Annotated in this window: 4 protein-coding genes; 1 reads left to right on the forward strand and 3 read right to left on the reverse strand. The window is 57.9% G+C overall.

The features are described from left to right. Nucleotides 1-15 precede the first annotated feature (15 nt). From J4E53_RS30210 to J4E53_RS30220, 3 genes are all read right to left on the reverse strand, one after another. A complete protein-coding gene (locus tag J4E53_RS30210) occupies nt 16-882 on the reverse strand; it encodes a DUF6279 family lipoprotein (protein WP_103311236.1) in 867 nt (288 codons plus the stop codon). Nucleotides 883-963: 81 nt separating this feature from the next. Continuing rightward, nucleotides 964-1674 carry a TorF family putative porin gene (locus J4E53_RS30215; RefSeq protein WP_103311234.1) on the reverse strand — a complete coding sequence of 237 codons (711 nt, stop codon included), beginning with the start codon at nt 1672-1674 and terminating at the stop codon, nt 964-966. Between the two features lie 190 nt (nt 1675-1864). Beyond that, complete coding sequence (locus J4E53_RS30220) at nt 1865-2053, reverse strand: hypothetical protein (protein ID WP_018607615.1); 189 nt, start codon at nt 2051-2053, stop codon at nt 1865-1867. Between the two features lie 339 nt (nt 2054-2392). Here J4E53_RS30220 and J4E53_RS30225 point away from each other — a divergent pair. Further along, nucleotides 2393-3221, forward strand: an 829-nt coding sequence (locus tag J4E53_RS30225; RefSeq protein WP_207268280.1) for a S1 RNA-binding domain-containing protein, incomplete at its 3' end; no start/stop codon positions are given.

Genomic DNA, 3221 nt, shown 5'->3' on the forward strand with positions numbered 1-3221 from the left:
GGATCTTCAATGGTTTTAAGAGCGTGCTGCTTCCAGGCACTTCAAATCAGTGAAATCCTTCTTCACCCCGTCGATTTTCTTCAGCAGTCGCTCGCGCTGGGCCGGGGTGCTTTCGGCCATCAGGTCCACCAGCAGGCTGCGGGCCTGGGCTTCGGTTTTGCTGAAGGCTTCGCGGTAGGCGGGCGTCCAGAGGCTTTCGCGGTTGACCAGCAACTGCTCGATGCGTTTCGGGAAATCGGGGCTGTGGCGTTGGGCCACGGCTTCGCTGAACTGGTTTTGCCAGTGGGCGCGGTTGGCGATCCATTGCTGGTTCTGATCGCCCAGGGCGGTGGACCAGGCGACCACCCGCTGGCGCTGGACGTCGTTGAGCGGGCCGAGCCAGTCGTTCAGGCGTTTGACCATGCGCTCGCTGCGCTCCTGGATCTGCTCCTGCAATGTCGGCTTGAGGTATTGCTGCTGGCGTTTGCGCTGGTCTTTGACGAAAGAGGCGTCCATGTCGTCGACTTGTTCGTCACTCAGGCCTTGCAGCAATTCGATGGCCGAGGGGGTGATGGCCTGGGCGGTTTCGGCGATGGCGGCCTTGGCTTCCTGGGTCCGTTGTTGCAGGGCTTCGTCGGTCACCTGATTGGTTTGTACCATGGTCTTCAAGCGATCCAGCCAGTCGACGTAGCCGGGCAATTGCGTCGTGCAGTGCCAGGTCAGGTGTTCCTTGAGGCGTTCGTTGAACCAGTCTTTTTGCTCGCCTTTGATCTCCAGATAATCGTTGAGGGTCCAGGGGATGATCAGGTCGAGGTTGCGGTAGGCCAGGCCTACGCGGCTGCAGGCGGTCAGCGTCAGCAGCAGGGCAATGAACAGGGCGGTGCGGGTCAACCAGCGCGACATGAGCGAGTCCTTGCAAAAGCGTAGGTGCTTTGTTGGAGCATGGCAGGCACGCAGCAGTTCAGCCGATCGAATACGTAACGCTTAGTAAAAAGGATGGGCCATCTTGAGGGTCAGCAGGCTGTCGCATTCGCTGTTGTGGCCGGAGTACGCCGAGCAACTGCTGCCGCTGAGGCTTGAGTCGCTGTAGATCAGGTCCAGGTCGAGGCCCTTCCACGGACGGGAAATTTTCAACGACCAGTCGCTGAAACTGCCTACATAACCGTTCTCGACCGAGACCGGCGTATTGAGCTGGTGGGTGGTGTATTTGGCGCTGATGCCAATGCCGAACGGCACGTTGCCGCCCAGGTCGGCGAACAGCGTGCTGTTCTGTTTGTCTGGATCGTTGCTCAGGGCCGCGCCGAAACGGCTGCCGAGCACGGTCAGGCCGCCGTAGAACTCCTGGCTGTCGAGGGTCTCGACGGTGGGGTAGCTGTAGTGGATCAGGCCGACTTCGTAGCCCAGGGTCTGGTCGAAGGGTTGTTTAAAGCCGATGTAGGAATCCACCTCCAGATCAGCGGACACGCCGGCGCTGGGTGACCACTGGCCAACATACCAACCGCTGTCGTGGCTCAGGTCCAACCCACCATGAAACGAACCGGTGCTCGACGGTGTGACCAGGCCCTGGGCCATGCTGCGGCTGGGGGTGGTACCCAGTTTGAGGTCGAAGTCGCCGAGTTCGCGTTGGAACACCTGCCCCTGGGCGAGGGAGCACGTCAGCAGGCTGATCGCCAGCGCAACAATAGGAATACGCATGCTTCACTCCATGAAATAGCGAGGAGCAGGAACTAAGCTGAAACGCTTGAGCTAGAGAGGTGCAAGGATACCGGCGAATGATCGGCAGTGAAGGCCGTTCGTCGATTCATGGGAAATGGATAGGGCGGGGGAGGGTTCCAGTCCAAGCGCTTCGAAGCTCAAAGCGCTTTGGGACCAGGTGACGCGCAGGTTACTTCTTGCCCAGGCTGATCTGCTTGGACGGGCCGAATGTCTGGCCGCTGACGCCTTTGGCAATTTGCTGGATCTCGCCGCCGGACTTGAGGAACGCAGCGATCTGGTCGTTGATCGACTCGCTGGTTTCAACGGCTGGAGCTGGCTTTGCTTTGCTGTTGGATGCTTTTACGCGCATGACGGCCATTAACCTGTAGATAATTAATTGGGCCAGGCATCGTACAGGAAATACTTGACAATTGCTTGGCAAATATCCTTCTGAATTATCGCTGGCGTGACGGGAATAATCAGCCGTTATCCGGCAATAATTGCCCTAAGCCTCTGTTTTAAATAACAACCGTGTGAAGAATATTGTGCCGGGCGTGGACGGCATGCACCGTCACCGGCCTGACGAATGGCTGTGTCTCGGACGAAAACCCAGGAAAATCAACGGTTGGGCCGGGCCTTCCAGGCAAACCTTGCCGGCGGCCACGAATCGCGCCGCAAAACCGGGTAGAATGCCGCCCACGCAATGAGGGTATTGGAAATGGCTTTAGTCGGGCGCTACAACAGTTTGCAAGTGGTTAAACACACTAACTTCGGTTTATATCTGGACGGCGGTGCGGACGGCGAAATCCTGCTGCCCAATCGATATATTCCCAAGGATATTCCCAGTGAAGATGAAGACTGGCTCAATGTTTTCATTTATCTGGACAGCGACGATAAATTGATCGCCACCACGGAAAAACCCAAGGTTCAGGTCGGTGAGTTCGCCAGCCTGAAAGTGGTTGAGGTCAACAGCATCGGCGTGTTCCTGGACTGGGGCCTGCCCAAGGACCTGTTGCTGCCGTATTCCGAAGAAAAGCGCCAGATGACCGCCGGCGAATACTGCGTGGTGCACGTCTACCTCGACAAGCACACCCGTCGCATCACCGCCACGGCGCGCCTGGATCGTTATCTGGACAAGACCCCGGCCAACTACACGCCGGGCCAGGAAGTGGATTTGCTGGTCGCCGAAGCCACCGACATGGGGTTCAAGGCGATCATCAATAACAAGCACTGGGGCCTGATCCACAAGAATGAAATCTTCAAGTTCATGCGCGCTGGCATGCAGGAAAAAGGCTTCATCAAGGAAATCCGCCCGGACGGCAAGATCAGCCTGAGCCTGCAGCCGGTGGGCCAGGAAGCCGCCACCAGCCTGAACGCCAAGATCCTCGCCAAGTTGCGAGAGAACAACGGCACCCTGGCGGTCAGCGACAAGAGCGACCCGGCGCTGATCAGCAGCCTGTTTGGCGTGAGCAAGGGCAACTTCAAGAAGGCCATTGGTGCGCTGTACAAGAATGGGCAAATTGTCATTCATGCTGATCGCATTGAAT

This window comes from Pseudomonas sp. FW305-28 (assembly GCF_017351395.1).
Taxonomy (GTDB): domain Bacteria; phylum Pseudomonadota; class Gammaproteobacteria; order Pseudomonadales; family Pseudomonadaceae; genus Aquipseudomonas; species Aquipseudomonas fluorescens_AA.

Bases quoted from the DNA above. Each gene is read 5' to 3' on its own strand.
- J4E53_RS30210 (WP_103311236.1), bottom strand. From the start codon at position 882: ATGTCGCGCTGGTTGACCCGCACCGCCCTGTTCATTGCCCTGCTGCTG.
- J4E53_RS30215 (WP_103311234.1), bottom strand. From the start codon at position 1,674: ATGCGTATTCCTATTGTTGCGCTGGCGATCAGCCTGCTGACGTGCTCC.
- J4E53_RS30220 (WP_018607615.1), bottom strand. From the start codon at position 2,053: ATGGCCGTCATGCGCGTAAAAGCATCCAACAGCAAAGCAAAGCCAGCT.